Genomic DNA, 25,669 nt, shown 5'->3' with positions numbered 1-25,669 from the left:
TTAAAGTTCTTCTATCGTATTTTCAATGTCACAAAAGTTATAACGGCAAGCATTATGCCCACAATCCAGAATCGGGTTACAATCTTGGACTCGGGAATGGGGATGAAAGGCCGCTGAATCAGCGCCGGAACCGTATTGCCGGCCTTCTGATAGTGATGATGCAGAGGCGTCATCTTGAACACCCTGCGACCTTCACCGTATTTGCGCTTGGTCAGCTTGAAGTAAGCCACCTGAATTATCACCGAGAGATCCTCGATGAAGAATATAGCGCAAAGGATGGGCAACAGCAGCTCCTTGCGAATGAGAATTGCAAAGACCGCTATTATACCTCCCAAAGTGAGGCTGCCCGTATCGCCCATAAATACCTGGGCGGGATAGGCGTTATACCATAGGAAGCCTATCAAGGCTCCGATGAATGCGGCCATGTAGACCACAAGCTCCTCCGACCCCGGAATATACATTATATTAAGGTAGGAGGAGTAGATGATGTTACCGCCGAGATAGGCCATAATGGCAAGGGCCACACCAATAATCGCCGATGTGCCTGTGGCAAGGCCGTCAAGGCCGTCGGTGAGGTTGGCGCCGTTGGATGTCGCAGTGACAACGAATATCGTCACGAGCACAAACAGAATCCAACCGCCTGTAACGGCATACTTGCCCATCCACTGCGTGAGATAGGCATAGTCGAAGTTGTTGTTTTTAACAAAGGGGATGGTCGTCTGCGCCGACTTAACATTCTCAGGCTCGTAGGTTATCACCACTTCGTGATTTTCCACATTCTCCACCTCGATGTTTTCGCGCATTACCACTTCGGGGCTGAACACCATCGTGAGGCCCACGATGAGTCCGAGGCCCACCTGTCCCACTATCTTGAATTTGCCCTTAAGGCCGTCCTTGTCGCGACGCGCCACCTTTATATAGTCGTCAAGGAATCCAAGAGTTCCGAGCCACAGCGTAGCGACAATCATCAATATCATGTAGACATTGGAGAGATTACCGATGAGCAGGCAGGGAATCAGAATCGACATTATTATGATGACGCCTCCCATAGTGGGGGTTCCCGTCTTCTTCATCTGCCCTTCAAGGCCGAGGTCACGAATTATCTCGCCTACCTGCATCAGCTGCAGACGGTCGATTATGCGACGGCCGAAAACGATGGCAATAAACAACGACAATACAAGAGCGGCACCGGAGCGGAAGGTGATGTAGTCCATCAACCTTGCACCGGGAATGTCAAACTTTTCAAGATAGTCAAACAGATAGTAGAGCATCTCCTTAAATTAAGTGAGGTTATGATTCACAGGCAAACACCTCCTTGACAACTTCACGGTCGTCAAAGTGATGCTTCACCCCTTTTATTTCCTGATAGTCCTCATGGCCCTTTCCGGCAATAAGTATCACATCGCCCGGCTGAGCGAAAGCGGCTGCAGCGCGTATGGCCTCGCGACGGTCGACGATGCTGAGCGACTTCTTGCGACCCTCGATGTCGAGTCCCTCCTCCATGTCACGGAGTATGTCGCCAGGCTCCTCAAAGCGGGGATTGTCGGAAGTGAGGATGAGCCGGTCGCTGCGCAATGCGGCCTCACGCGCCATTATGGGTCGCTTGCCCTTGTCACGGTTACCGCCGGCACCAACCACGGTGATGATGGAGCCACGGTTGCCTATCACCTCGCGTATAGCCTGAAGCACGTTGACAACGGCATCGGGAGTGTGGGCATAGTCGACAATCGCTGTATAGCCCTTGGGCGAGTGGAAAGCCTGGAAGCGTCCCGCCACGGGCACAAGGCGGCTCATGCCTACGAGCACCTCCTCAAGCGGCCAACCGAGAAGAATCGACACGCCGTAGACTGCCGTAAGGTTGTAGGCGTTGAACTTGCCAGTAAACAGCACCTCCACATCACGGCCGTTGAACGACATAGTGGTTCCGTCGAGTCGGCTCTCGATTATGCGTCCGGTGAAATCGGCGCGCGAGCGCAACGAGTAGGTGTACTTACGGGCCTTGGTGTTCTGCACAATTACCTCGCCCACCTTATCGTCGATGTTGGTGAGAGCGAAAGCCGTCGACGGCAGTCCGTCAAAGAACGACTTCTTGGCTGCAAGATAGGCCTCGACGGTCTTGTGATAGTCAAGGTGGTCGCGGGTGAGGTTGGAGAACACGCCGCCGGCGAAGTGCAGTCCGGCGATGCGATGCTGATGAGCGGCATGTGAGCTCACTTCCATCGACGCGTAATCGCATCCGGCTTCCACCATGCGGTGCAGCAGCGCGTTTATTGTAAGCGGGTCGGGAGTTGTCTGATTGGTAGGTATGGCCTCGTCCTCGACATAGTTGCACACCGTCGAGAGCAGTCCGGCCTTATATCCCATGAGTCGTGCCATCTCATAGATAAGAGTGGCGGTGGTGGTTTTTCCGTTTGTACCCGTCACGCCTACGAGATTCAATTTGCGCGAAGGGTTGTCCCACCATTCCGAGGCAAGATATCCGAGAGCCACGGCGCTGTCGCTCACCTTGATATAGGTGATCGACGACTCGATGAACTCGGGAAACTCCTCACACACAATGGCGGCTACACCGCTGTACTGAAGCAAAGGAATGAACGAGTGGCCGTCGACGGTAGTACCGCGCACAGCCACAAACAGCGAGCCTGTGGTAACTTTACGTGAGTCACTTACTACATCGGTGATGATTTTGTCATCGCTGCCGATTATTTCTTCAACCATCAATGGTGAAAGGAGTTGTGAGAGGGATTTCATATTGCCTATGCGGTTTAATTAGGTTTCGTTGGATTATTGATTTAATGTGAGCCTTACACGTGAGCCGGGGCGTAACGTGCTGCCCGGTGAGAGCGATTGTGCCACGACATAGCCGGTGCCGTTGAAGTCGACTTCCAGCCCTGCGCTCTCAAGCACATTGATGGCATCGCGAAGATTGTAACCGAGTACGCTCGGCACGCCCGACTTGTGGTTGCCCGGCTCGAAGTATTTCACGCTTCCCATGCCGAGATTGTCGCGCACGTTCTTTATGCGGCGCTGACCGCCCGATGCAAAGAAAGTGGGCCTGGTGGGAGCGTGCTCGCCTTCGCGGTAATCGGAACTGTTGTTCAACATTCCGCGCGAAAACATCTTGAGCGCGATATTCTTCAACACTGTGCCGCTCGTACTTGCCGCTCCAAACATGTTCTGCTTGGGATAGCATGTGAGCACGATGCATGAGTAGAGAGGCTTTTCGGCGGGGAAGAAGCCGCAGAATGCAAGACGCTTCTTGCCGGTATTGTAGGCTCCGTTCTCGATGATGTAGCATGTACCGGTCTTTCCGGCAATGCGCACCTTGTCGTTGCGCAACAGCTTTCCGGTGCCGTGGTCGCCCCACACTACATTGGTGAGCATCATGCGCATAATCTCGGCAGTGCGCGGACTGCAGGCCATTGTGTCACGCACATAGCTTACAGGCAGCACCGAGTCGATGCCTTCGCCAAGCAGCCGCTCCACAAGGCGCGGACGCACATACTTGCCGTCGTTGGCTATGGCGTTATATATGGAGAGCGTATAGAGCGGTGGAATTTCGGTAGAGTAACCGTAGCACATGCGTGACAAGGCTATTCGTCCGCCACGGTTGCTGGCAACGCTGTCGATGCGAGGAGGGCGTTCACCGGCGATTCCGGTATTCATCGGGTCGAGGAATCCGAGCTTCTTAAGTCGGGTATAGAATGCACCGGGATTGTCGCCGTAGCGTGACGTGATGATTTTAGCCATACCGATGTTGGAGGAGCGCTCGATCACCTCGCGCACGGGCATCGACGCCACACCGTGGGAGTCGGTAATGGGGCGGCCTCCGGCATAAGCAAATCCGTGACCGGTGGTTATCACCTCCTCGACATCCTTAACGATTCCGTCCTCGACAGCTATCATCATCGAGAGGGTCTTCACCACCGAACCCGGCTCATAACCGAGCACGGCACGGTTCATGCCCTCGATGTATTCATCGGACGACGGGCTCTTCTCAAGATTGGAGATGGCCTTGATGTTGCCGGTGCTCACCTCCATAAGCACTGCCACTCCCCAGTCGGCATTGCAGGTGGTGAGAACATTGTTGAGCTCGTTCTCCACGATGTCCTGCATGTTAATGTCGATGGTGGTCTTTATGTTGTAGCCGGGAACCGGCTCTACATCGGTCCAGTTGACGATGTCCTTGGTAAGCGGCACCTTCTTGGCGAGGCCGGGCTTTCCGTAAAGCAGGGAGTCAAGTGCGCGTTCGAGTCCCGATATTCCGTGAGTTTCGCCGGTTATAGAATCGATGCCCACACCGCCCACACTACGACGCGCCATCGCTCCGTAAGGGTTGACACGACGCATCACCTTCTCCTTGGTCAGACCGGTCTTGTTGGCGTTGCGGATGTTGAAGAAGGGGAATGTGCGCAGCAGCTGATAATCGGCGTAGGATATGTTGCCGAGAATCTTGAAGGCGCGGGGGCGCTTTTCACGCGGCTTGTCGAGCGGCGAGAGAAGACGCTTCTTCCACCCTGCCCTGTCGCGTATGGGGAAGTGCAACGCGAGGCTGTCGGCAAGGCTGTCGACGGCAAGCAGGTAACGGCCCTCCATGAAACGCTCGCTGCGGAAGTCGATGCGCACATTGTAGTAGCAGAGGTTGGTGGCAAGTATCGAGCCGTTGCTGGCAAGGATGTTACCGCGTTCGGGGCGTATAGTGTCGACGCGCGACAGCTCCTTCATCGCCTTCTCGTTCCATCGCGAGGCCGATATGACGGTAGTGTCAAATGCCTTATAGACAATAAACGAGGCGAAGACAAGGATGCAGCCTATCACCAGAGCGTAACGCAGCAGTATATGTGATCGATTCTCTTTTTTCATTTCAAGGATGAGAGGTTAATGTTTGCTTAATTTGTAAGGGGGCTTATCCTGAATGCGCAGGTTAAGGTGCATGGTGTCGACCATCTCCTGCATCGACGACTCGCGTATACGGCTCATGTAAGTGCTGCGGACGCGGATGCGCTCGGTTTCCACCTCTTCAAGCTCCTGCTCGAGTCGGCGTATCTCCTCCATTCGGGTCAGGCACTGATAGCGGTTGGTGATGTAGATAAGCACCATCAGAATGGCCAACAGAACCGACTTCCAGTGACGAGCGAAAAAGTCACTGGAAAGCAACCGTCCGTTGATGAGCTTCACCAACAGATTGTCGTCTTTAATTTTCTTGCTTTTGCCTGCGGCCTGTGCCATGTGTGATTATTATGATTTATTTTTTGATTTGACGCATAATGTGAATTGATATCTCATGCCGGCTAATCGTCGGTCGGAAGTTTCTCGGCCACTCTCAGCTTGGCGCTTCGTGCTCGCGGATTCCGCTCGACCTCGGCCTCCGAGGGCACAATGGGTTTCGATGTCAGGAGCTTGAACGGCGACAGGTTGCGGCCGAAGAAGTCCTGAGCCGGCTCTCCGTTAAGATTGCCGGTGCGCATGAAGTTCTTTACAAGTCGGTCCTCAAGCGAATGATAGGTGATGACGACAAGTCGTCCGCCGGGCTTGAGCATGGTGAGAGCCTGCTGCAGGAAGTCGCTCAACGCCTCGATTTCGCCGTTGACGACTATGCGCAGAGCCTGAAACACTTGAGCCAGCTCCTTCTTCTCCTTGCGCGGATTTATGAACGGCTTCACTACGGCAAGGAGCTGCTCCACAGTGGTTATGGGCGACTCCTGACGCGCCTTGACTATTGCAGCGGCAATGCGGCGTGCCGTCTTCAGCTCGCCATAGAGATAGAAGGCGTCGGCAAGCTCCTGCTCGGTATAATTGGCTACGTACCAAGCGGCTGTGCGTGTGGCGTTACGGTTCATACGCATGTCGAGCGGGCCGTCCCAACGGAATGAAAAGCCACGCTCGGGGTCATCGAAATGATGAAACGACACACCGAGGTCGCCAAGAATACCGTCGACACTCTCGACACCGTAATAGCGGAGGAAATTACGCAAAAAACGGAAGTTGCTGTATACAAATGTAAATCGACTGTCGTCGATTGCGTTGTTCATAGCATCGGCGTCCTGATCAAATCCATAAAGGCGACCATCCCCGTTAAGTCGCTGAATTATCGCACGAGAATGTCCGCCACCACCGAATGTGACATCCACATAGATGCCATCGGGCTTAATATCAAGCCCTTGCAGTGTTTCATCAAGCAATGCCGGTATGTGGTAAACTTCCTGTTCCATAGTGCGCGCCAATTAGGTTGTAAAGTTAGCGATTTTATCCAAAATTTACATCCACAAATTTAAACTTTTTTCAAGCAATTTTTAGCAAAGTTATCAACATTGGCCTAACAGTCAGCACTACAACTAATTCCGGCAGCACACAGCGACAAAACGCAGAATTTACAATTGTAAATTAACTTTTAGGTTTTAACAGTTCGGCAAGTTTGGCCACTCCCTCGCTCGCCTTCATTTTAAGCACCGTAACACCCTGAGGCACAGCGGCCGGATTGGGGTCGATATAGTAAACAGGCACGCCTTTCCTTACAAAATGGAGCAGACTCGCCGCCGGATAAACGTTAAGCGAGGTGCCTATCACCACAAATACATCGGCCTCCTGTGCAAGCTCGATGGCCGGCTCGATGTTGGGCACGGCCTCCTGAAAGAATACAATGTGGGGGCGCACCCGGTGTCCGTCGATAACGGTGTCGGGAGTCGTTGCAAGTGCGTCAGGCTTAAGCTCATACACCTTTGTTTCATCGTCGATGGCACGCACTTTCATCAATTCGCCATGCAGATGCAGCACGTTTTTGCTTCCGGCACGCTCATGCAGGTTGTCGACATTCTGGGTGATTATGTAGGTGTCATACCACTGTTCAAGGTCGACCAGACCGAGATGTCCGGCATTAGGTTTGGCATTTACAAGCTCACGGCGACGCTGATTGTAGAATTCATGCACAAGCTTGGGGTTGCGGGCAAAGCCGTCGGCACTCGCCACCTCCATTACGGGATACTTGTCCCAAAGTCCGCCACTGTCGCGAAAAGTAGCAATTCCACTCTCGGCGCTCATGCCTGCACCTGTCGATATAACCAGTTTCTTTTTCATTGCGCAAAAACATTTAATAACAATAACAACTGAATAGCGATTTTTATCGTCACGCACCTAAAATTAACAGCCCCGTACCGACTTGTAATCGGACAAGGGCTGTCAAGCAGGTTGCTGCATCGGCAATAACGATGATGTCCGACACTATTTCTTTACGGGAATCTTGGCGATGCGACGCTCGTGACGACCACCGTCGAAGGGAGTTGCAAGGAATGCGTCAACAATTGCAAGCGCGAGAGCGGGCTCGATGAAACGGGCGGGAAGCACAAGCACGTTGGCGTTGTTGTGGGCGCGTGCAAGCTTGGCAAGCTCCACATTCCAGCAGAGAGCCGAGCGTATTCCCTGATGCTTGTTGAGCGTCATGTTGATGCCATTGCCGCTTCCGCATATACCGATTCCGGGGTAATCGCGTCCGCTTTCAACAGCCTCGGCACAAGGATGAGCATAGTCGGCATAGTCGCAGCTTGCATCGCTGTCGGTTCCGAAATCCTCATACTCGATGCCCTGCGACATCAGGTATCCCTCAACAATGCTTTTAAGTTCATATCCGGCGTGATCGCTGCAAATGGCAATTTTCTTGCCAGGTTCAAGTATTGACATAGTTTCTATAAATTTAGGTTTTTATCTAAGACGAATTCAAAGATACATAATTACCGCGAAATTCCTATCGTCACACTGCAAAAAAATGCGTCACAACGCCTTCGGCGAGAATCAGAATTTCTGTATGTCGACAAGACGCTTGTAGAAGCCGTTCTTTTCGATAAGCTCGTCGTGAGTACCGGCCTCAACGATGCTGCCTTCATGCATGACGCATATTATGTCGGCGTTCTTTATGGTCGACAGCCTGTGGGCTATCACCACGGTCGTGCGGTCGCGCATCAGTCGGTCAAGAGCCTCCTGAACAAGCTTCTCGCTCTCGCTGTCGAGAGCCGAGGTGGCCTCGTCGAGAATGAGGATGGGCGGATTCTTGAGGATGGCCCTGGCGATTGACACACGCTGACGCTGGCCTCCCGAAAGGCGGCATCCGCGGTCACCGATGTTGGTGTCGTAACCGTTTTCCGACTCCATGATGAATTCATGCGCATTGGCAATCTTGGCCGCTTCGATAACCTGCTCGGGAGTCACATCCTTCACACCGAAGGTGATGTTGTTGTAGAAAGTGTCGTTAAACAGGATGGCCTCCTGATTGACATTGCCCATCAATCCGCGCAGGTCGTGCACACGCAGGTCGCGAATGTCGATGCCGTCGACCTTGACGCTGCCCGAATCCACATCATAGAAACGCGGCAGCAGGTCGGCCAAGGTGGATTTGCCCGAACCGCTCTGCCCCACAAGAGCCACCGTCGCACCGGCCGGAACATGCAGCGTCACATCCTTTATGACGGGATTGGTGCCGTAGCTGAACGTAACGCCCTCATAGTCGATAGCCCCCTTGAAGTCGACAAGCTCCTTGGGCTTCTCAGGATCCTGGATGGGATTGCGCGCATCGAGAATGCGGTCGACACGCTCCATCGAGGCAAGACCCTTCTGAATCGAATAAGCGGCCTTCGACAGGTCCTTGGCGGGATTTATGATGCTATAGAATATTATCATGTAGTAGATGAACTTGGGGGCAGTGATTGACGCGTTGCCGCTGAGAATCAACGTGCCGCCAAACCACAGGACGATGGCAATCGTGAGCGTGCCGAGGAACTCGCTCATGGGGTGTGCGAGCGACTGGCGGCGCGCGATGCGGTTGCTTATGCGGTAAAACACCTGATTTTCACGATGGAAGCGCGACTGCACCTTCTCTTCGGCGTTAAAAGCCTTGATTATGCGCAGTCCGCCGAGAGTTTCCTCGATATTGGACATGAGCACGCCCCACTGGGTCTGTCCCTCAAACGACTGTCGCTTCAGCCTCTTGCCCACTCGACCCATGACCAATCCGGCGATAGGAAGCAGGATGAGCACAAATATGGTCAGCTGCCACGATATGGCCACCATCATGACAAGACACACAATAATCATCACGGGGTTCTTGAACATCATGTCGAGCGACGCCATCACGGAGTTCTCGATCTCGGCGACATCGCCTGTCATTCGCGCCATCACATCGCCCTTGCGGGAGTCGGTGAAGAACGCCATGGGGAGCCTCACAATCTTGTCGTACATGTAGTTGCGTATGTCACGCACGATTCCCGAGCGCAACGGCACGATGAAGTAGGAGCTGAGATAGGCCGTACCCGTCTTCAGGGCGGTCATCACCACAAGAATTGCGGCAAGTCCGGCAAGAGCCACCGACTGTCCCCAACGCGCAATCATCACCTGCACATAGTAGTAGAAGTTGTTGATCAGGATGTCGTTGATGTGCTCGAAATCGTTGAAAGGCATGTATTCATAGTGTCCTTCGTTGATGCCGAAGAGCATCTCAAGGATAGGAATGACTATGGCAAACGAGAACAGCGTCAGGAAAGCCGTGAGTATATTGAACAGTATGTTGAGTGCGAGGTACTTCTTATAGGGCGGTACGAAGCGCTTTATGATAGCAAAAAACTCTTTCATAGCACAAAGTTAATGATTTTTCTTCACAACGCCGGCAAACGAGCTTGCTACAAAATCATTTATGAACAATAAAAACACATTTTAGGATAAAAGAGGTGTTTAATTATGGGATTTTTGTAATTTTGTCACAGCCCCGTGCGACTCACAGATGAAGAACAGAACTCTGAAAATATGCCGCGTTGTAGTGTCGGTTATCATCATGGCGATGGTAACGCTGCTGTGGGTTGAATACAGCGCACTGCTTCTCAACGCATTAGGATGGATCGAGCGGATACAGATAATCCCGGTGTCGATAGGATTCTCATTCGGCATTCTCGTGTTCTGGTGGCTGTTCACTTCGCTGTTCGGACGCATATACTGCTCATCGATATGTCCGCTCGGCACCCTGCAGGACATCGTTGCGAGAGTGGGACGAAGCAGCCGTCAGGGGTCGCGACGCGACTACCACTACTCCCCGCCGCTCACCACGCTGCGCTACACAAGCCTCGCCATAATCATAGCCTGCCTCATAGGCGGACTGACGCTGCTTCCCACCGTAGTCGCCCCCTACAGCATATACACCCGCAGTGTGGTCGACCTGCTTAAGCCCGTGTGGGGATGCATCAACAACCTGATTGCCAAGGCGGGCACCGCTACCGGACTGTGGGATGTAACCTATGTCCACGTGTTCACCGCATCGGCTTTCGGCGTCATATTGTCGATAGTGTCGATAACGGCCATCACGATTCCGGCATGGTTCTACGGACGCACGTTCTGCAACACCATCTGCCCCGTGGGGACAACGCTCGGACTGATAAGCAAGCAGTCGCTGTGGCACATAGACATCGACACCGACCTGTGCACCAACTGCCGTCGATGCGAACACGCGTGCAAGGCATCATGCATAAACATGGACGACCACACAGTCGACGGCTCGAGATGCGTAAACTGCTTCAACTGCCTCACGGCATGCCGTGACAACGCCATATTTTACCGCCCTACGCGCAAGCAGCTCTCGATACCGATGCTGCAACGCACCGATGCCAAGGCCGCACCGCCCGCGGCACAGGGACAGGCGGCACCCATGGCCGAATGTTCAACCGATACTACAACCGACCAACCAACCGACCGATGAAACAATATCTCGACCTGCTCCGTCACGTGAAGGAGAACGGAGTATCAAAAAGCGACCGCACCGGAACAGGCACACGCAGTGTGTTTGGCTACCAGATGCGCTTCAACCTCGAAGAGGGATTCCCCTTGCTTACAACCAAGAAACTTCACCTGAAATCCATAATATACGAGCTATTGTGGTTTCTGAAAGGCGATACTAACGTAAAGTATCTGCAGGACAACGGAGTGAGAATATGGAACGAATGGGCCGACCCTGACGGATCGCTCGGACACATATACGGCTTCCAGTGGCGCTCATGGCCCGACTACAAGGGAGGGTCGATTGACCAGATAACCGAAGCGGTGGAAACAATCAAGAACAATCCCGACTCACGACGCATAATAGTGAGCGCATGGAATGTCGCCGACCTTGAAAACATGAATCTGCCGCCATGTCACGCATTCTTCCAGTTCTATGTGGCCGACGGACGACTGAGCCTGCAGCTCTACCAGCGTTCGGCCGACATTTTCCTCGGCGTGCCGTTCAACATCGCCTCCTACGCGCTGCTGCTAATGATGATGGCGCAGGTGACGGGGCTAAAGGCGGGCGACTTCGTGCACACTCTTGGTGACGCACACATCTACAACGACCACCTCGAGCAGGTCGACCTGCAGCTGACACGCGAACCGCGAAAGCTGCCCCGCATGGTCATAAATCCCGATGTGAAGAATATATTTGACTTCACCTACGACGACTTCAAGCTCGAAGACTACGATCCGCATCCCCACATAAAGGCAAAAGTATCGGTATGACGACACGCATTTCAATAATAGCCGCTGTGACACGTGACGGCGGCCTCGGCCACAAGGGCAACCTGCTCTACCGCATAAGCGACGACATGAAGCATTTCAAAGCCGTCACGATGGGCAAGCCCATCATCATGGGGCGCAAGACATTCGAGTCATTTCCCAACGGAGCGTTACCCGGCCGACGCAACATCGTGGTGACAAGCAATGCGTCATATAACGCCCCCGGAATCGAAATAGCCACGTCGCTCAACGAGGCAATCAACATGACGGCGACAAGCGACGAGGCAATGATAATAGGCGGCGGTGAAATCTACCGTCAGGCTATGCCTCATGCGTCACGCATCTACCTGACGCAAATCGATGCCGACGCTCCCGACGCCGACACGCGCTTCCCCGAAATCGACGCAACCCAATGGGATGTCACACAACAAAGCGAAGCGGCAACCGATCCCCGCTCGGGAGTCAATTACCGCTTCGTAACTCTTGATCGCAAATAGCCCGATCAGCCAAGAAGCATGCCGGCACCTACCGAAGCCGACACATCCTCGCCGAGTGTTTCCGACACGATGGCGAGAGCAAAGAAGAGAGCCGACGAAGGGCCGTTGGAGGTAATGAGATTACCGCTTATGACTACACGGTCGTCGATATAGTTGGCACCGCCCTTTATAAGATCATCCTTGAACGAGGGATAGCAGGTGGCGTTCTGTCCGCGTACAATTCCAAGCGGAGCGAGCACCACTGCAGGTGACGCGCATATAGATGCGATGCGTCCGTCCTTACGGTACTGGTTGGTCAACATGTCGCTGAGCTTGCCCGATGCGGCAAGATTGGTAGCTCCCGGCATTCCGCCCGGTGTTATCAGCCACTCGGCATCGTCGGCATCTATTTCATCAATCGTCTTGTCGGCCAACACCGTCACTCCGTGGGCGCCCTTGACCTCACGATTCTTTGTTATCGATACTGTATATACCTCCATACCGGCACGGCGCATAACATCGACCGGAGTCATTGCCTCGACTTCCTCAAAGCCTTCGGCAAGAAAAAGATAGGATGTTTTCATAATCTTAATCGTTATATATTCTTGAATTTTGATTCAGGCGGCTCAATCATTGCCGTCATTTGTAAAGATAGGCATTTGACCTCACAAATCATAATGACGACAGAGTTTTTATCGCATAATGATATTATTTAACAATTTGTCAGCTAACGGATAAAAAAGTACGGGGCATGTCGCATGACATGCCCCGTAAATCATATAGTAAAGTCAATAAGACTATTTCTTTACCACTGTGCAAGAGTAAGGATACTTGCTGAGGTCAAGGGTTACGATGTAGTCACCTTCCTCGCCCTCGAAGTTGAGGTCACCGCCTCCGAATGTAAGATTGTTTACATCGCCTCCGAGATTAGGCTTAGCCCATGAATGGTCGGTCATGAACTTGAAGCTGCCGGGAACCAAATGAACATCGATTGTCCATATCTCATAGTCGGAGTTAGGCGTCATCTCTACCGCATCGGCTTCCGACCATCCGTTAGGAGTAGCGCTACCGATAAGGGCAAGACTGCTGATATACTCCTGAGTGAATTTCATGTCGGGCATATTAACGGTGAGATAGTACAGACCAACCTTTGTAAGCACGCCTTCAAGGATGTTGCCGCCCGAAGTCGACAGAGTGCCTTCGGTTTTGCCGGCTCCTATCCACTGACCGTCGCCGGTCATGAACTTGAATCCGTAGATGGGATCGATACCGGCAAGACCCTGGAAGTTCTCATAGTCGGTTGAGTAGAGAATACCGTGCTTGTCCCATCCAAACTGGTTGGGCACATACATCACGGCCGGAGTCTTGGAGATTGTGTAGGTGAGGTCTTCCATGTTAATGGTAATGTCGTAGTGACCTGCCACCTTGATTACACCTGCCTGAGCGTCAACGCCCACGAGCTTGCCTTCCATAGCCTCGTCACCGTTGGTGGCGGGACCATATTGAGTGTTGTCACCGGGAACCCAGTCGCCTGCCTCGAATGTCGATGCCGGAATTATCTTCCACCACCAGCCAGCAGCAGCCTGCTCGGCGGTAACCTCAATGTTTATAAGCTTGAACACGGGATCGTCGTAGGGGCTCTTGTCGGAGTGGGTGAATGCGATAGCCTGAGGTATCTTCCAGTCACATGCAGTACCCACGAGATAGTAGTTATCCTCGATTACGAAGTCGGCGGGAAGCGGAGTCACCACGAGCGACTGCTTTGCACCGATGGCGCCGAGCAGCACCGAAGAGGTGCCGTTAAGAGCATAAGCCGTATAGTCGACATAGATGGTGCGAGCCTTGGGCGACTTGCCAAACATCTTGCGGAACACTTCGTTAAGCTTCACTGAAGCGACCGAAGCTGTCTTATTGTCGTCAGCAACGTTGAGCACCATAGCCTCGGGGTTGCTCATGTCGGCCGATTCCGACACGCGCATAACCACGCTGAGGTCGTCGGTTGCAGGGAAGTCCTCGAGCTTTGTAATGTTGACCATCGAGAATGTTTCGGCACTCGAAAGGTCGATGGCTCCTCCATCGGGCAACACATCGGTAGCCTCGATTCCGTCGGCCGGCATGACCGGTTCCTGCGGAGTCACCTGCGGAATACCGCGATATACATCGTCGCTACAAGCGGCAAGGCCGAGGGCGAAAGCCGCAAAAAGCGCAATATTAAGTTTTAATTTCATTGTATCGTCAGATTTATTTGTTCATACCTTATTTGTCATCACTCAACGGGGTCGACAATCTCGAAGTCAACGCTACCGGCCTTGAGGTTAACAGTAAACTTAACCCAGTTGGCAGTCCATCCGGGAACGTTATAATAACCTTTGTAACCGGGGCCGCCAATCTTGCCTGAGTACTTGCCGCCGTCAAACTCGATGTCTACAGCATTGTCATCCTTCTGTGAACCGTAGGAATCGGCATCCCATCCGGTCAACTCCTTGTAGAATCGCATCGTAAACTGTCCGTCGGGGATAAAGAATGTTCCGACATAAATCTGAGTACCGATACCGTTGTCGGGCTCATAGAGCATCCAGTCTTCATAAATTGCAGCATTGGATTCGCTCGGCTCGTTCCAACCGTTAGGCTGACCTACGAGATAGATCCATCCCGGCTGACGAACCGAAGGATAGCTTATCACATTGGGAAGAGTCACTACGTTGGACTCGATTGAGTAGAGGTTGGCCAAATCACCGGTCAACGAGGGGAAGAACGAACGTACACGCACATACACGGGGCCTGAATAGGCTTCGCGTCCGGCATACTGGCTAATGTCGGTGTAACCGAGACATGCGCTGATACCGTCGGCTATGTCGCGTGCGGGAACATCAAGAGTGGTGTGAGTGGTGGTGTAAGCCACTTCCGAATAAGGAAGAGCGTCTTCGGCGCTATAGAGATACTTGGAGTCGCTGATCACCTTGCTGAACTCGGGGTCGAGCGACACCTGAACAGCATAGGTGGGAGGAGTTGCGACATCGTAGTCGGGCTGAGAGCAGGTAAACTGCACGCTACCGGCTGTTTCAAGAACATAAGTCTGATTGGCCAACGGAGGAGTATTGAGGAAGTCCTTGTTGACGGGTTGTTTCGCCTTCGGGTCGGTATTATCCTCACAGCTCACGAAGGATACTGCAGCCAATAATACAGCGCAAAGCAAAAATATTTTTTTCATAACTGTAAGCTATTCTGTTAAAGGTTAACTAAATCAATATCCTTCATTCTGTCCAAGAGTATTTACATACTGCGTAGGAATTGCATAGAGGTTGCGGGTAGCGGCAATCGACTGTCCCGATTCTATACCGCCCTTCCAGCTCCAAAGGTAGGAACCGCCGGTGAACTTTCCGAAGCGAATGAGGTCGCTGCGGCGATGTCCTTCCCAGTAAAGCTCACGCATACGCTCGTCGAGAAGATTCTGCTCGTTGAGCGGCAGTGACTCCATTCCGGCACGGTCACGCACCTTGTCGAAGTAGGCCTGACCGTCGCATGACACACCGTGAAGCTGACACTCGGCGAGCATCAGGAATGTATCGGCAAGACGGAACAAGGGGAAGTCGGCGTTATTGAACGTATTCATCTTTATGGCACCCGAAGTGTTGTAGTAGTCGTTCTCGTTGGTATAGGTGAACTTCATGCTCATGTAGCCGCTGCCACCGGGCATTTCCCAGTCACCGATATTGGATAGGTCGTTGGAAAGGCCCTCGGTCCAGAAGAGGTAACGCTCCTCGTCACGTGCGCTGATGACATTGGGCACTTCGGGACGAACACGCGGGCCACCCCATCCTGTACCTTCGATGCCAAGACGCTGCTGGAGGTTCTTGTCGATGTTTGCGTTATAGGCACCGAGTCCGAGGTAGGTAGTACCACCGTAGGTCTGGGTGTTGGAGTTGTCCTGAGGAATACCCCAAAGAATTTCCATCGGGCCACCGGCCGACTGTGAAGCTACATACTTGTCGTTGCTACCGCAGAAGAGGTAACGGTAGGTAGGAGCAAGGTCGGGAATGGTCTTTACGATTTCCTGACAGGCAGTGGCACACTGCTGCCACATTGCAGTTCCGGTGTAGACCTCGGCATTGAGGTAGAGCTTGGCGAGAAGCATCAGGGCACCTTCGCGTGACACACGACCGTAGATGGTCTGCGACGCGGGCTTAAGGCCCTTGATGGCATCCTCAAGATCGGCAACTACGAGAGGGAACATCTCGGCACGAGTCATGGTTTCGGGAGTGGTACCTATCGCATGTTCCTCGGTAACCCAAGGGCCTTTTCCGAAGAGGTCCATCATGTGATAGTAAGAGAGGGCACGGAGAGTGCGGGCCTCACACTTCATGAGGGCGATTTCGTCGGCTGAAAGGGGGTTGGCTACAACAGATGCCTCATCGATGATGCGGAGGAACTCGTTGCAAAGGTTGATCTGGAATGTGAAACGTGACATTGCCTCATAGAGCCAGTGGTTGTCGGGCGACCAAGTGGCGTAGTCGAGCTCGTCAAGACCGGCATCGTTCCAGTTCTTTCCTACGAAAGCCTCATCGGTGCAAAGTTCCTGAAGATTCCACAACTGACGGGTGTAGACACCGGCACCGCCGTCGTCGACAGTGATGTCGGAGCCTCCGTTAACGCCTGAAAGCACAAGGCCGCCATAAACCTGGGCCAGTACCTGATAGTATTGTTCACCGCTGGTAAGTGTAGTGAGCTGACTCGGGTTCTTGGGGTCGATGTTGAGGTCGTCGACACACGAAGAGAGTCCCATGCCTAAAGCCACACAAGCGATAGCTGTATATTTAAGTTTGTTGATAATCATTTTTAATAATCGTTTTAATGGATTAGAATTGAGCTACTATACCGAATGATACGGTGACAGGACGAGGATATACGGCATTGTCGATACCGCCGAATACCTCGGGATCAAGACCGTTGTACTTGGTAATCACGAAAGGATTCTGAACCGCTCCGTAGAGGCGCAGACGAAGTGCGTCGTTGAGCAGGTTGGGCCAAGTGTAACCAATGGTGATGTTGTCGCAACGGAGGAAGCTTGCATTGCGCACGAAGTAGTCGCTCTGCACGCCGCGCACTCCAAGGTCGTTGAAGAGGAAGCGATTGCTCATGAGGTTGCTCAACGGTGCCGATGAGGTCGATGAGATAGAGGTGTTGGCTGCTTCAAAGTCGTTGTACACCCAGTTGCCGATGTTGGCACGGAGTACCATACCGAAGTCCCAGTTCTTATAATTGAACGTGTTGTTCCAAGTGAACACCACCTTCGGGTCGCGGCTGTGATAGATGTACTTGTCGGCTTCGGTTATCTGGCCGTCACCGTTACGGTCGACAAACTGACCTTCGATGGGGTCGCCGTTAACATCGTAAACCTGCTGGTAAACGTAGAAGCTGTAAGCGGGGTGTCCCACCATGTGGGCCTGGATGTTGGTACCTGTACCGGCCGATATGCCACCGGTAGCGATGAAGTAACCGGGATCGTCACCGTCGGTAAGCTTGGTGATCTTGTTCTTGTTCCAGGAGATGTTGAAGTCGGATGTCCATGTGAAGTCACGTGTCACGATAGGACGGGTGTTGATGTTGAACTCGATACCGGTGTTCTCAAGGTCACCGATGTTGGTGTTCATTGCATTGGTCAGGTTAGATCCTGCAGGAACGGTGGCCCAGGTCAACAGGTCCTTGGTCTTACGCTTGTAGACCTCAAGGTTACCTGCGATGCGGTTGTTGAGGAATCCGAAGTCGATACCGAAGTTCCATGTGGTTGTTTCCTCCCACTTGATGTCGGAGTTGTAACCGTTAGGCTTGATAACGTTGATGAATCCGCCCTTTCCGTCGGGGATGATGTTGGGATAGGCAGTGGTGTTGGGCGCCGAGTTACCGTTGTTACCTATTGTATAGATAGGCATGTAGGGGAAGAAGTCGTCGCCTATATCCTGCTGACCGGTGATACCCCAGCTGGCACGGATCTTAAGGTCGCTGAGCACGCTGCGTGTGGGTTCCATGAAAGCTTCGTCGATGATACGCCATGCAAGAGAAACCGACGGGAATGTACCCCAGCGATGATTCTTGGAGAAACGTGAAGTACCGTCCTGACGCAATGTCACGGTGGCGAGATAGCGGTCCATGAATGTGTAGTTGATACGACCGAAGAACGAAACGAGCTTAAGGTCGTTGCGGTAGTAGTTGGTGGGATAAGCCTGGAAGCCCTTGTGCTCACCGGTGTTTACCTGAGTGAAGCTGTTGCCCTGCCAACGGAATGACTGCCAAGAGTAACCTGCAGTAGCGTCAAGGTTGGATGAGATGGCGTCGAAATCCTTCTTGTAGTTGAGGTAGAAGTCGAGAAGGAGGTTGGCCTTCACCTGGTGTTCGTGGAAGTAACGGCCTTCACCGTCCTTTACATTCTGAATCTTCATAACCGCAGGATTGTCGGGATCGGGGAGGAGCAGGTCGCTACCGTTTTTCCACGACATAGGAGAGTTGGCTGCCCAGATGTTGTTGACATTGGAGCGGCTCAAGTCGTAACCGAGGTTGAGGTTGGCGTGGAGTTCGCGGAGGAACGGCATTGCTAGGTCGAGCTGAAGGTTACCTATGCTCTGATATACCTTTGATGAAGAGTTGTATTCGTTAATCAATGACACGGGGTTGAGTGTCTGGATGGTGTTGATGCTTGAACCTGCATCGGTGGGACGGGCAACACGTGTTCCCACATAGGTGGTGTAGTTGTTGAACACATTGCCTTCGGGAGCATAAACGGGCAGCGTGGGGTTGAAGCTTACCGATGCGCCAAGGGCACTACCGTCGAAGAAGCGGTTGTTGATGTAAGCGCCGCGCACGTTGGCGTTAACTGAAAGGAGGCCGTCGAAGAACTTGGGCGAAAGGTTGATACCCACTGTAGCACGGTCCATCTTGGTGGTATTCACGATACCGTTGTTGTTGGTGTAGCTTACCGACACACGATAAGGAAGCACCTTATAAGTACCGCCTACGCTCAGGTTGTAGTCGCTCGACACTGTAGTGCGGAGCACTTCCTTCTGCCAGTTGGTGTTTGCATCGCCGAGGGCGTTAACCTGGCTTGAGCCTTCACCGTAACGGGTGAGGATAAATGAGCTGAACTCCGAAGCATTCATCATGTCGACATAGTTGCGCGGAGTGTTGATGTACATATTGGCAGCAAAGTTCACGACGGGAGCGCCCGACGATCCCTTCTTGGTGGTGATGATGATCACACCGTTAGATGCACGGCTACCGAAGATGGCAGTTGCCGAGGCATCCTTAAGAATTGTCATTGACTCGATGTTCTCGGGGTTTACGAGTGACATTGGGTTGGAAGAACCCAATGTGCCCTTGGTGTCCATGGGCACGCCGTCGATAACAATCAACGGCTCGTTGCTTGCGCTGAGTGATGCACCACCACGAATCTGGATGCTTGCACCGCCTTCAGGCTGACCACCGTTGGTGGTAACGACAACACCGGGGCTGCGGCCTACGAGAAGGTCCTGAGCCGATGTTGCAAGACCGGCCTGAACCTCACTGGGCTTGATGGCCGAAACTGCTCCTGTGGCATCGCTCTTCTTAACGCTACCGTAACCGATGGCCACAACTTCGTTAAGCATCACCGAGTTCTCCTTGAGGACAACATTGATGTTGGTGCGACCGTCAACAGGTATTTCTTGTGTATCATAGCCGACATACGACACAATCAACGTGGCTTTAGGGTCGACCGAAAGGGAATAGTTACCGTCGAAGTCGGTAGCAGCGCCCACTGAGGTACCTTTAGCTATCACACTGGCTCCGATAAGAGGTTCTCCGGTAGCGTCGGTCACAGTACCCGTTACTGTAATCGTCTGTGCCAGAGCCGGGAAGGAGAAACACAGGACCATCACGGCGACAATCCAGGCCTTCCGAGTCATTTGAAAACAAATGTTCTTCATGCAAGAGTTTGTTTAGTTTTACATTAATTAAATTTATTTATCTCAATTTCTTTAAATCGCTCATTGGGCACAATCAACCGGCAAACATACATAAAGTAGACAGGAGTCCCACACACCAATGCACAAAAAACAAGGTAGCATCGGCAAGCCGCTATTAAAATCAATACATAAAATAGCTGATTTTCTATCTTTAGTATTACCTATTTGAAGTCGTGCTTCAATTTGAACAATTATCGCTATAAGAATCGCTGCAAAAATACGCAGAATAAGTAATATCTAATGTAAAAGCATATAAAATAAGCATAAAATTAACATAATTTAGCTTATTTAACACAACATTTAACGCCGTTTTTTGTCTTAGCCCGACGCTTCGGACAAAGCATTGCGAATGCCGCAAAAAAAGCCGGTGCGAAATTGAATCCGCACCGGCGATATCATGTCAAAACCAAGCCTCGTTTTAGAACTCGGCGTTGTTGGGTGTACGCGGGAAGGGAATGACGTCACGAATGTTGGTCATACCGGTCACGAAGAGCACAAGACGCTCAAATCCGAGTCCGAATCCTGCATGAGGAACGGTGCCGAAACGACGGGTGTCAAGATACCACCACATGTCCTTCATGGGGATGTCGAGCTCCTCGATGCGTCCGAGAAGCTTGTCGTAGTTCTCCTCACGCTCCGAGCCGCCGATAATCTCTCCGATCTTCGGGAAGAGGACATCCATGGCCCTTACGGTCTTTCCGTCGTCGTTGAGCTTCATGTAGAAGGCCTTTATCTCCTTGGGATAGTCGGTAAGTATCACCGGACGCTTGAAATGCTCCTCGACGAGATAACGCTCATGCTCGCTCTGAAGGTCGGCGCCCCAATATACGGGGAACTCAAACTTGTGACCCGACTCCTCAAGAATCTTAACACCTTCGGAATAGGAGAGGCGCACAAACTCGTTGTCGAGCACGAAGCGCAGACGCTCTACAAGCTCGGGGTCGTAGTGCTCGGCCAGGAATTGGATGTCGTCGAGCGAATGCTCAAGAGCATAGCTGATACAGTATTTGATAAACTCCTCGGCAAGGTCCATATTGTCAGTGATGTCGTAGAACGCCATTTCAGGCTCGATCATCCAGAATTCCGACAAGTGACGCGGAGTGTTGGAGTTTTCGGCACGGAATGTGGGGCCGAAGGTGTATATGGCACCAAGGGCGGTGGCTCCAAGCTCACCCTCAAGCTGTCCCGACACGGTAAGTGCGGTGGGCTTTCCGAAGAAGTCGAGCGAGTAGTCAACCTGTCCCTCCTCGGTTTTGGGGAGGTTGTTGAGATTGAGCGTGGTCACCTGGAACATAGCGCCGGCACCCTCGCAGTCACTCGCCGTGATGAGCGGAGTGTTGAGATAGAAGAATCCCTTTTCCTGGAAGAACTTGTGGATGGCAAATGCCAATGCACTGCGCACTCGCAGGATGGCGCCGAAGGTGTTGGTGCGCGGACGCAGATGCGCCTTTTCACGCAGGAACTCCAATGTGTGGCCCTTCTTCTGCAGCGGGTAAGCCTCGGGGTCGGCGGTGCCGAACACCTCAAGCTCACGAGCCTGAATCTCGACCGATTGTCCCTTGCCCATCGACTCGACCAGCACACCGTCGACCTTGATCGACGACCCTGTGGTGATGGGCTTGAGCTGCTCATCGGTAAACTGCGACATGTCGAAGACTATCTGCACGTTCTTGACTGTCGAACCGTCGTTCAACGCCACAAACTGAACATGCTTGTTGCCTCGGCGGGTGCGCACCCAACCCATGACACACACTTCCTGACCTATCAGTTCGGGTCGAAACAGGTCAATTATCTTTGTACGTTTCATTGCAAGCTATATTATATATAATAATGTAGATTATTCAAATGATCCCATCTTGAGGAAGTTGACCTCCTCCTGGGTGAGGTAACGCCAGCGACCGCGGGGAAGATTCTTCTTGGTGAGTCCGGCAAAGTAAACACGGTCAAGCTTGGTCACGTGATAGCCGAGGCTCTCGAAGATGCGGCGCACGATGCGGTTGCGTCCCGAGTGAATCTCGATACCGGCCTGATTGCGGTCGTTCTCGGTGGCATAGCTTATTGCGTCGGCATGGATGGGGCCGTCCTCAAGCTCGATTCCGTCGGCGATTGCCTGCATGTCATCTTCCGAGATGTCCTTGTCGGTCCACACGTGATAGATTTTCTTCTTCACATACTTGGGATGTGTGAGCTTCGAGGCGAGGTCGCCGTCGTTGGTGAGAAGAAGCACACCGGTAGTGTTGCGGTCAAGACGACCTACGGGATAGATGCGCTCGTTGCAAGCACCCTTTACGAGGTCCATCACTGTTGTGCGGCCGTTGGGGTCGTCGCTTGTGGTCACGCAATCCTTGGGTTTGTTGAGCAGGATGTAGCACTTGCTCTCCAGTGTCACCACCTTTTCATCATATTCAACGACATCGCTGTGCGAAATCTTGGTTCCGAGTTCGGTTACTACCTCTCCGTTCACCTTTACAAGACCCTGCTGGATAAATTCGTCGGCTTCGCGGCGTGAGCATATTCCGGCATTGGCCATGAACTTGTTAAGACGAATCTGTTCGTTGGGATCGGGTATCGGCATTTCGTACTCTATGCGCTTTGGACGCGGAGTGAAGCTCTTGCCCTGACGGGGTGCGTTGAATCCCTGGCGGTTGGGACCCTGCTGACGACGGTTGTTGTAACCGCCCTGACGGTTGGGACCCTGCTGGCGATTGTTGTTGTAACCACCCTGCTGACGGTTGTTATAGCCGCCCTGCTGGCGATTGTTGTTGTAGCCACCCTGCTGACGGTTGTTGTTGTAACCACCCTGGCGGTTGTTGTAGCCGCCCTGGCGATTGTTGTTGTAACCGCCCTGACGATTATTGTTGTAGCCACCCTGACGGTTGTTGTTGTAACCACCCTGACGATTGTTGTTGTAACCGCCCTGACGATTGTTGTTATAGCCGCCCTGACGATTGTTATTGTAACCGCCCTGCTGACGATAGTTGTTGTAACCGCCCTCCTGCTGAGTCGAAGGAGTGTAACCTTCGCTCATCGAAGTGCCTTCGGCGGGTGTAGTGCTTTCGGCGCCCTCCGATGCCGCAGGCGATTGATATTGTTGACGAGGCTGATAACCTCCCTGATTGTATCGGTTGTTATAGTTGTTGCCCTGACGGTATCCGCCCTGGTTGTAACGATTGTTGCCGTAACCACCCTGCTGACGATTGTTGTTGTAGGGACGGGGTTGATAGTTGCGTTCTCGCTGGTAATCTCCCTGAGTATGCTCGCCCGACGACTGATAGTCGCTCGGTTGGTCATAGTTTACTTTACCGTAATGTTGTGCATCTCCGTCCGATGATGCTGCGATGCGATTTTCGCCGATTCTCGGTCGTTTGGGTTTCTTTTCTTCACTGTCCATAATTCAGTCACTTTTAAATTGGTTGAGTAATGCTTGTTGTCTGCCTCGCGGCGTCGTTTTAGTTGTTTTGTTTGATTTCCCGGACAAACCGGATAATTGTTATTAATAAAATGTTAATAAAATTGTTGACTCATTCATTATAAGCATTTTGGAATCGTAAATCAGTCACTACTATTATTACGCCCTCACACTTTTCTCGTGCAATAGGACCCGCGACTGCGTGTCATAGTGCATTAAGTTGTGCAAAATTAATTTTTTTATTTGACTGCGCCAACATTTACATAACGTTAATTGAATCAAAAAGCACTGTGAAATCATACCCACGAAGCATTTTTAACCTTTTTTAATCATTGCCACGCCCGAATATTTATCCCTCATAAGATAAACAAACGACCGCCCCGTCAGGAGTTTACCTGACGGGGCGGCGTAAATCAGTAGTATTTACAACCTGTCGGCGGGGCAATTGCGACCGGGCCGAGGGGTTGCGATGTTATCAATATCCTGTGTAGGAGTGGGGCGAAAGATGCTTAAGCTCCTCCTTGACCGCGTCGTTCACATTGAGCGTGTCGATAAACGATGCGATGCTCTCGGCAGTAACCGTGGTGTTGACGCGGGTAAGCTCCTTCAAGGTTTCGTAGGGCTTCGGATAACCTTCGCGACGGAGTATCGTCTGGATTCCCTCGGCTACCACATTCCACATGTTGTCGAGGTCGCGGGCTATAGCGGCTTCATTGAGGAGCAGCTTGTTGAGTCCCTTAAGCGTAGAGCTGAGGGCAATCATCATGTGACCCAGAGGCACACCTATATTGCGCAGTACGGTTGAGTCGGTGAGGTCACGCTGCAGACGCGATATAGGCAGCTTCATTGCCAGGTGGTCAAGCACCGCATTGGCTATGCCGAGATTACCCTCGGAGTTCTCAAAGTCGATGGGGTTGACCTTATGGGGCATTGCCGACGAACCTACCTCGCCTGCCTTTATCTTCTGCTTGAAATATTCCATTGATATGTACTGCCACATGTCCTTGTCAAGGTCGAGGATGATAGTGTTGATGCGGCGCAGGGCGTCGAAAATGGCAGCCATGTTGTCGTAGTTGGAAATCTGGGTTGTGTACTCCTCACGCTCTATGCCTAAGCGGTCGTTGAGGAAACGTGCGGCAAAGTCACGCCAGTCAATCGAAGGATAGGCAGTGAGATGCGCGTTGAAATTTCCGGTGGCGCCACCAAACTTTCCGCTCACGGGAACAGCGTCGAGCAGCGCTATCTGACGGCGCAGACGATAGCTGAACACCTTTATCTCCTTGCCAAGACGAGTGGGCGAAGCCGGCTGGCCGTGAGTCTTGGCGAGCATGGGCAGATCCTTCCACTCTTCGGCGCGGGCCTCAAGATGCTCCACAAGCTCCATAAGAAGCGGACGATACACATGCTCAAGAGCCTCCTTGATCGACAGGGGCACCGAAGTGTTGTTGATGTCCTGCGAGGTGAGGCCGAAATGGATGAACTCCTTGAAGCTCTCCAGCCCAAGAGCGTCCCAACGCTCCTTAAGGAAGTATTCAACAGCCTTGACATCGTGGTTGGTCACCGATTCTATCGACTTGATGCGCTCGGCATCGGCCAAAGTGAAGTTTTTATATATGCTGCGCAGCTCGGGGAATATCTCCGGATTGACAGCCGCGAGCTGAGGCAAGGGGATTTCGCACAAGGCGATGAAATACTCGATTTCCACACGCACTCGATAACGAATGAGCGCAAACTCCGAAAAATACTCGTCAAGACGCTCGCATTTGCCGCGATAACGGCCGTCAATGGGCGAAATAGCTGTAAGTTGAGTCAGTTGCATATCAAAATAATATATGTATAATGATTGATAGGCACAAAGTTACGCAATAAATTTGATTTTTTGAGTGATTTTTATGCCGTTTTTATTTGCCAATTCAGAAAATCGTTGTAACTTTGCATCGCTTTAACGAAGAAAGGGCGCTTAGCTCAGCTGGTTCAGAGCATCTGCCTTACAAGCAGAGGGTCGGGGGTTCGAATCCCTCAGCGCCCACAATATTAAACCCCATTCTTCGTTGAAGTTCCCGAAAAATTTTCGGGCGCTTAGCTCAGCTGGTTCAGAGCATCTGCCTTACAAGCAGAGGGTCGGGGGTTCGAATCCCTCAGCGCCCACTCCCAAGTCCTCGGCAAGTTTTTGCCGGGGACTTTCTTTTTGTCACCGATTTGCGACATCTATATAACACATTTGCGATAAATGTCACAATAAAGTTAAATTCCCGCGCCGCATTTACTTTCTT

General features: G+C 52.3%; 19 protein-coding genes and 2 tRNA genes. 5 read left to right on the top strand and 16 right to left on the bottom strand.

Annotated features, from left to right (window positions below; all coding sequences use genetic code 11):
• Nucleotides 1-11: 11 nt before the first annotated feature.
• The 8 genes from mraY to E7746_RS13480 all read right to left on the bottom strand — a co-directional run bounded on the left by mraY (nt 12) and on the right by E7746_RS13480 (nt 9,615).
• A complete protein-coding gene (gene mraY, locus E7746_RS13515) occupies nt 12-1,271 on the bottom strand; it encodes a phospho-N-acetylmuramoyl-pentapeptide-transferase (RefSeq protein WP_135947142.1) in 1,260 nt (419 codons plus the stop codon).
• A 19-nt stretch (nt 1,272-1,290) separates the two neighbouring features.
• Nucleotides 1,291-2,751 carry a UDP-N-acetylmuramoyl-L-alanyl-D-glutamate--2,6-diaminopimelate ligase gene (locus tag E7746_RS13510; protein WP_136411145.1) on the bottom strand — a complete coding sequence of 487 codons (1,461 nt, stop codon included), beginning with the start codon at nt 2,749-2,751 and terminating at the stop codon, nt 1,291-1,293.
• Nucleotides 2,752-2,784: 33 nt separating this feature from the next.
• On the bottom strand, nt 2,785-4,863 hold the full coding sequence (locus E7746_RS13505) for a penicillin-binding protein (protein ID WP_136411144.1): 2,079 nt from the start codon (nt 4,861-4,863) through the stop codon (nt 2,785-2,787).
• 15 nt (nt 4,864-4,878) lie between these two features.
• Nucleotides 4,879-5,229, bottom strand: coding sequence for an FtsL-like putative cell division protein (locus E7746_RS13500; protein ID WP_136411143.1), 351 nt, complete (start codon nt 5,227-5,229; stop codon nt 4,879-4,881).
• 62 nt (nt 5,230-5,291) lie between these two features.
• Nucleotides 5,292-6,212: a 16S rRNA (cytosine(1402)-N(4))-methyltransferase RsmH gene (gene rsmH / locus E7746_RS13495; protein ID WP_136411142.1), complete on the bottom strand. Its 921-nt coding sequence runs from the start codon at nt 6,210-6,212 to the stop codon at nt 5,292-5,294.
• Between the two features lie 172 nt (nt 6,213-6,384).
• Nucleotides 6,385-7,074: an SIR2 family NAD-dependent protein deacylase gene (locus E7746_RS13490; RefSeq protein ID WP_123394952.1), complete on the bottom strand. Its 690-nt coding sequence runs from the start codon at nt 7,072-7,074 to the stop codon at nt 6,385-6,387.
• Nucleotides 7,075-7,218: 144 nt separating this feature from the next.
• Nucleotides 7,219-7,674, bottom strand: a complete 456-nt coding sequence (gene rpiB, locus E7746_RS13485) for a ribose 5-phosphate isomerase B (protein ID WP_123394951.1) — start codon at nt 7,672-7,674, stop codon at nt 7,219-7,221.
• 111 nt (nt 7,675-7,785) lie between these two features.
• Nucleotides 7,786-9,615 carry an ABC transporter ATP-binding protein gene (locus tag E7746_RS13480; protein ID WP_136411141.1) on the bottom strand — a complete coding sequence of 610 codons (1,830 nt, stop codon included), beginning with the start codon at nt 9,613-9,615 and terminating at the stop codon, nt 7,786-7,788.
• Nucleotides 9,616-9,763: 148 nt separating this feature from the next.
• Between E7746_RS13480 and E7746_RS13475 the strand changes: the two genes are divergently transcribed.
• From E7746_RS13475 to E7746_RS13465, 3 genes are read left to right on the top strand one after another with little or no spacing between them, the layout of a single operon-like run.
• Nucleotides 9,764-10,729: a 4Fe-4S binding protein gene (locus tag E7746_RS13475; RefSeq protein ID WP_136411140.1), complete on the top strand. Its 966-nt coding sequence runs from the start codon at nt 9,764-9,766 to the stop codon at nt 10,727-10,729.
• Nucleotides 10,726-11,520 (top strand): thymidylate synthase, encoded by a 795-nt coding sequence (locus tag E7746_RS13470; RefSeq protein WP_136411139.1) that lies wholly within the window; start codon nt 10,726-10,728, stop codon nt 11,518-11,520. Before E7746_RS13475 ends, E7746_RS13470 begins: the two co-directional genes overlap by 4 nt.
• Nucleotides 11,517-12,014, top strand: coding sequence for a dihydrofolate reductase (locus E7746_RS13465; protein WP_136411138.1), 498 nt, complete (start codon nt 11,517-11,519; stop codon nt 12,012-12,014). The genes E7746_RS13470 and E7746_RS13465 overlap by 4 nt, the downstream gene beginning before the upstream one ends.
• 5 nt (nt 12,015-12,019) lie before the next feature.
• Here the strand turns inward: E7746_RS13465 and E7746_RS13460 are convergent, their stop codons facing one another.
• From E7746_RS13460 to purB, 8 genes are all read right to left on the bottom strand, one after another.
• Nucleotides 12,020-12,577 (bottom strand): DJ-1 family glyoxalase III, encoded by a 558-nt coding sequence (locus E7746_RS13460; protein WP_123394946.1) that lies wholly within the window; start codon nt 12,575-12,577, stop codon nt 12,020-12,022.
• A gap of 213 nt (nt 12,578-12,790) precedes the next feature.
• A complete protein-coding gene (locus E7746_RS13455; protein ID WP_136411137.1) occupies nt 12,791-14,221 on the bottom strand; it encodes an Outer membrane protein SusF domain-containing protein in 1,431 nt (476 codons plus the stop codon).
• A gap of 38 nt (nt 14,222-14,259) precedes the next feature.
• A complete protein-coding gene (locus E7746_RS13450) occupies nt 14,260-15,204 on the bottom strand; it encodes a SusE domain-containing protein (protein WP_136411136.1) in 945 nt (314 codons plus the stop codon).
• A 33-nt stretch (nt 15,205-15,237) separates the two neighbouring features.
• A complete protein-coding gene (locus tag E7746_RS13445; RefSeq protein WP_136411135.1) occupies nt 15,238-16,827 on the bottom strand; it encodes a RagB/SusD family nutrient uptake outer membrane protein in 1,590 nt (529 codons plus the stop codon).
• Between the two features lie 22 nt (nt 16,828-16,849).
• Nucleotides 16,850-19,927 carry a SusC/RagA family TonB-linked outer membrane protein gene (locus E7746_RS13440; protein WP_136411134.1) on the bottom strand — a complete coding sequence of 1,026 codons (3,078 nt, stop codon included), beginning with the start codon at nt 19,925-19,927 and terminating at the stop codon, nt 16,850-16,852.
• Nucleotides 19,928-20,405: 478 nt separating this feature from the next.
• Nucleotides 20,406-21,794 (bottom strand): asparagine--tRNA ligase, encoded by a 1,389-nt coding sequence (asnS, locus tag E7746_RS13435; RefSeq protein WP_136411133.1) that lies wholly within the window; start codon nt 21,792-21,794, stop codon nt 20,406-20,408.
• Between the two features lie 30 nt (nt 21,795-21,824).
• Nucleotides 21,825-23,378: a pseudouridine synthase gene (locus E7746_RS13430; protein WP_136411132.1), complete on the bottom strand. Its 1,554-nt coding sequence runs from the start codon at nt 23,376-23,378 to the stop codon at nt 21,825-21,827.
• Between the two features lie 493 nt (nt 23,379-23,871).
• Nucleotides 23,872-25,215: an adenylosuccinate lyase gene (gene purB, locus E7746_RS13425; protein ID WP_136411131.1), complete on the bottom strand. Its 1,344-nt coding sequence runs from the start codon at nt 25,213-25,215 to the stop codon at nt 23,872-23,874.
• 135 nt (nt 25,216-25,350) lie between these two features.
• On the opposite strand from purB, the gene E7746_RS13420 reads away from it, so the two are divergent.
• Together E7746_RS13420 and E7746_RS13415 are read left to right on the top strand one after the other, a co-directional pair.
• Nucleotides 25,351-25,425 (top strand) — tRNA-Val (locus E7746_RS13420).
• A 44-nt stretch (nt 25,426-25,469) separates the two neighbouring features.
• Nucleotides 25,470-25,544, top strand: a tRNA-Val gene (locus E7746_RS13415).
• Nucleotides 25,545-25,669 lie beyond the last annotated feature (125 nt).

The sequence above is a fragment of the Muribaculum gordoncarteri genome, from assembly GCF_004803695.1.
Classification (GTDB): Bacteria; Bacteroidota; Bacteroidia; order Bacteroidales; family Muribaculaceae; genus Muribaculum; species Muribaculum gordoncarteri.
Note: the sequence above shows the minus strand (reverse complement) of the source record. Positions and strands in the feature narration are given on the sequence as shown.

Coding starts and splice junctions, on each gene's coding strand:
- purB (WP_136411131.1), bottom strand. CDS start 25,215: ATGCAACTGACTCAACTTACAGCTATTTCGCCCATTGACGGCCGTTAT.
- E7746_RS13455 (WP_136411137.1), bottom strand. CDS start 14,221: ATGAAATTAAAACTTAATATTGCGCTTTTTGCGGCTTTCGCCCTCGGC.
- asnS (WP_136411133.1), bottom strand. CDS start 21,794: ATGAAACGTACAAAGATAATTGACCTGTTTCGACCCGAACTGATAGGT.
- E7746_RS13445 (WP_136411135.1), bottom strand. CDS start 16,827: ATGATTATCAACAAACTTAAATATACAGCTATCGCTTGTGTGGCTTTA.
- E7746_RS13505 (WP_136411144.1), bottom strand. CDS start 4,863: ATGAAAAAAGAGAATCGATCACATATACTGCTGCGTTACGCTCTGGTG.
- E7746_RS13465 (WP_136411138.1), top strand. CDS start 11,517: ATGACGACACGCATTTCAATAATAGCCGCTGTGACACGTGACGGCGGC.
- E7746_RS13480 (WP_136411141.1), bottom strand. CDS start 9,615: ATGAAAGAGTTTTTTGCTATCATAAAGCGCTTCGTACCGCCCTATAAG.
- E7746_RS13475 (WP_136411140.1), top strand. CDS start 9,764: ATGAAGAACAGAACTCTGAAAATATGCCGCGTTGTAGTGTCGGTTATC.
- E7746_RS13460 (WP_123394946.1), bottom strand. CDS start 12,577: ATGAAAACATCCTATCTTTTTCTTGCCGAAGGCTTTGAGGAAGTCGAG.
- E7746_RS13490 (WP_123394952.1), bottom strand. CDS start 7,074: ATGAAAAAGAAACTGGTTATATCGACAGGTGCAGGCATGAGCGCCGAG.
- rpiB (WP_123394951.1), bottom strand. CDS start 7,674: ATGTCAATACTTGAACCTGGCAAGAAAATTGCCATTTGCAGCGATCAC.
- E7746_RS13450 (WP_136411136.1), bottom strand. CDS start 15,204: ATGAAAAAAATATTTTTGCTTTGCGCTGTATTATTGGCTGCAGTATCC.
- E7746_RS13430 (WP_136411132.1), bottom strand. CDS start 23,378: ATGGACAGTGAAGAAAAGAAACCCAAACGACCGAGAATCGGCGAAAAT.
- rsmH (WP_136411142.1), bottom strand. CDS start 6,212: ATGGAACAGGAAGTTTACCACATACCGGCATTGCTTGATGAAACACTG.
- E7746_RS13440 (WP_136411134.1), bottom strand. CDS start 19,927: ATGACTCGGAAGGCCTGGATTGTCGCCGTGATGGTCCTGTGTTTCTCC.
- E7746_RS13470 (WP_136411139.1), top strand. CDS start 10,726: ATGAAACAATATCTCGACCTGCTCCGTCACGTGAAGGAGAACGGAGTA.
- E7746_RS13510 (WP_136411145.1), bottom strand. CDS start 2,751: ATGAAATCCCTCTCACAACTCCTTTCACCATTGATGGTTGAAGAAATA.
- E7746_RS13500 (WP_136411143.1), bottom strand. CDS start 5,229: ATGGCACAGGCCGCAGGCAAAAGCAAGAAAATTAAAGACGACAATCTG.
- mraY (WP_135947142.1), bottom strand. CDS start 1,271: ATGCTCTACTATCTGTTTGACTATCTTGAAAAGTTTGACATTCCCGGT.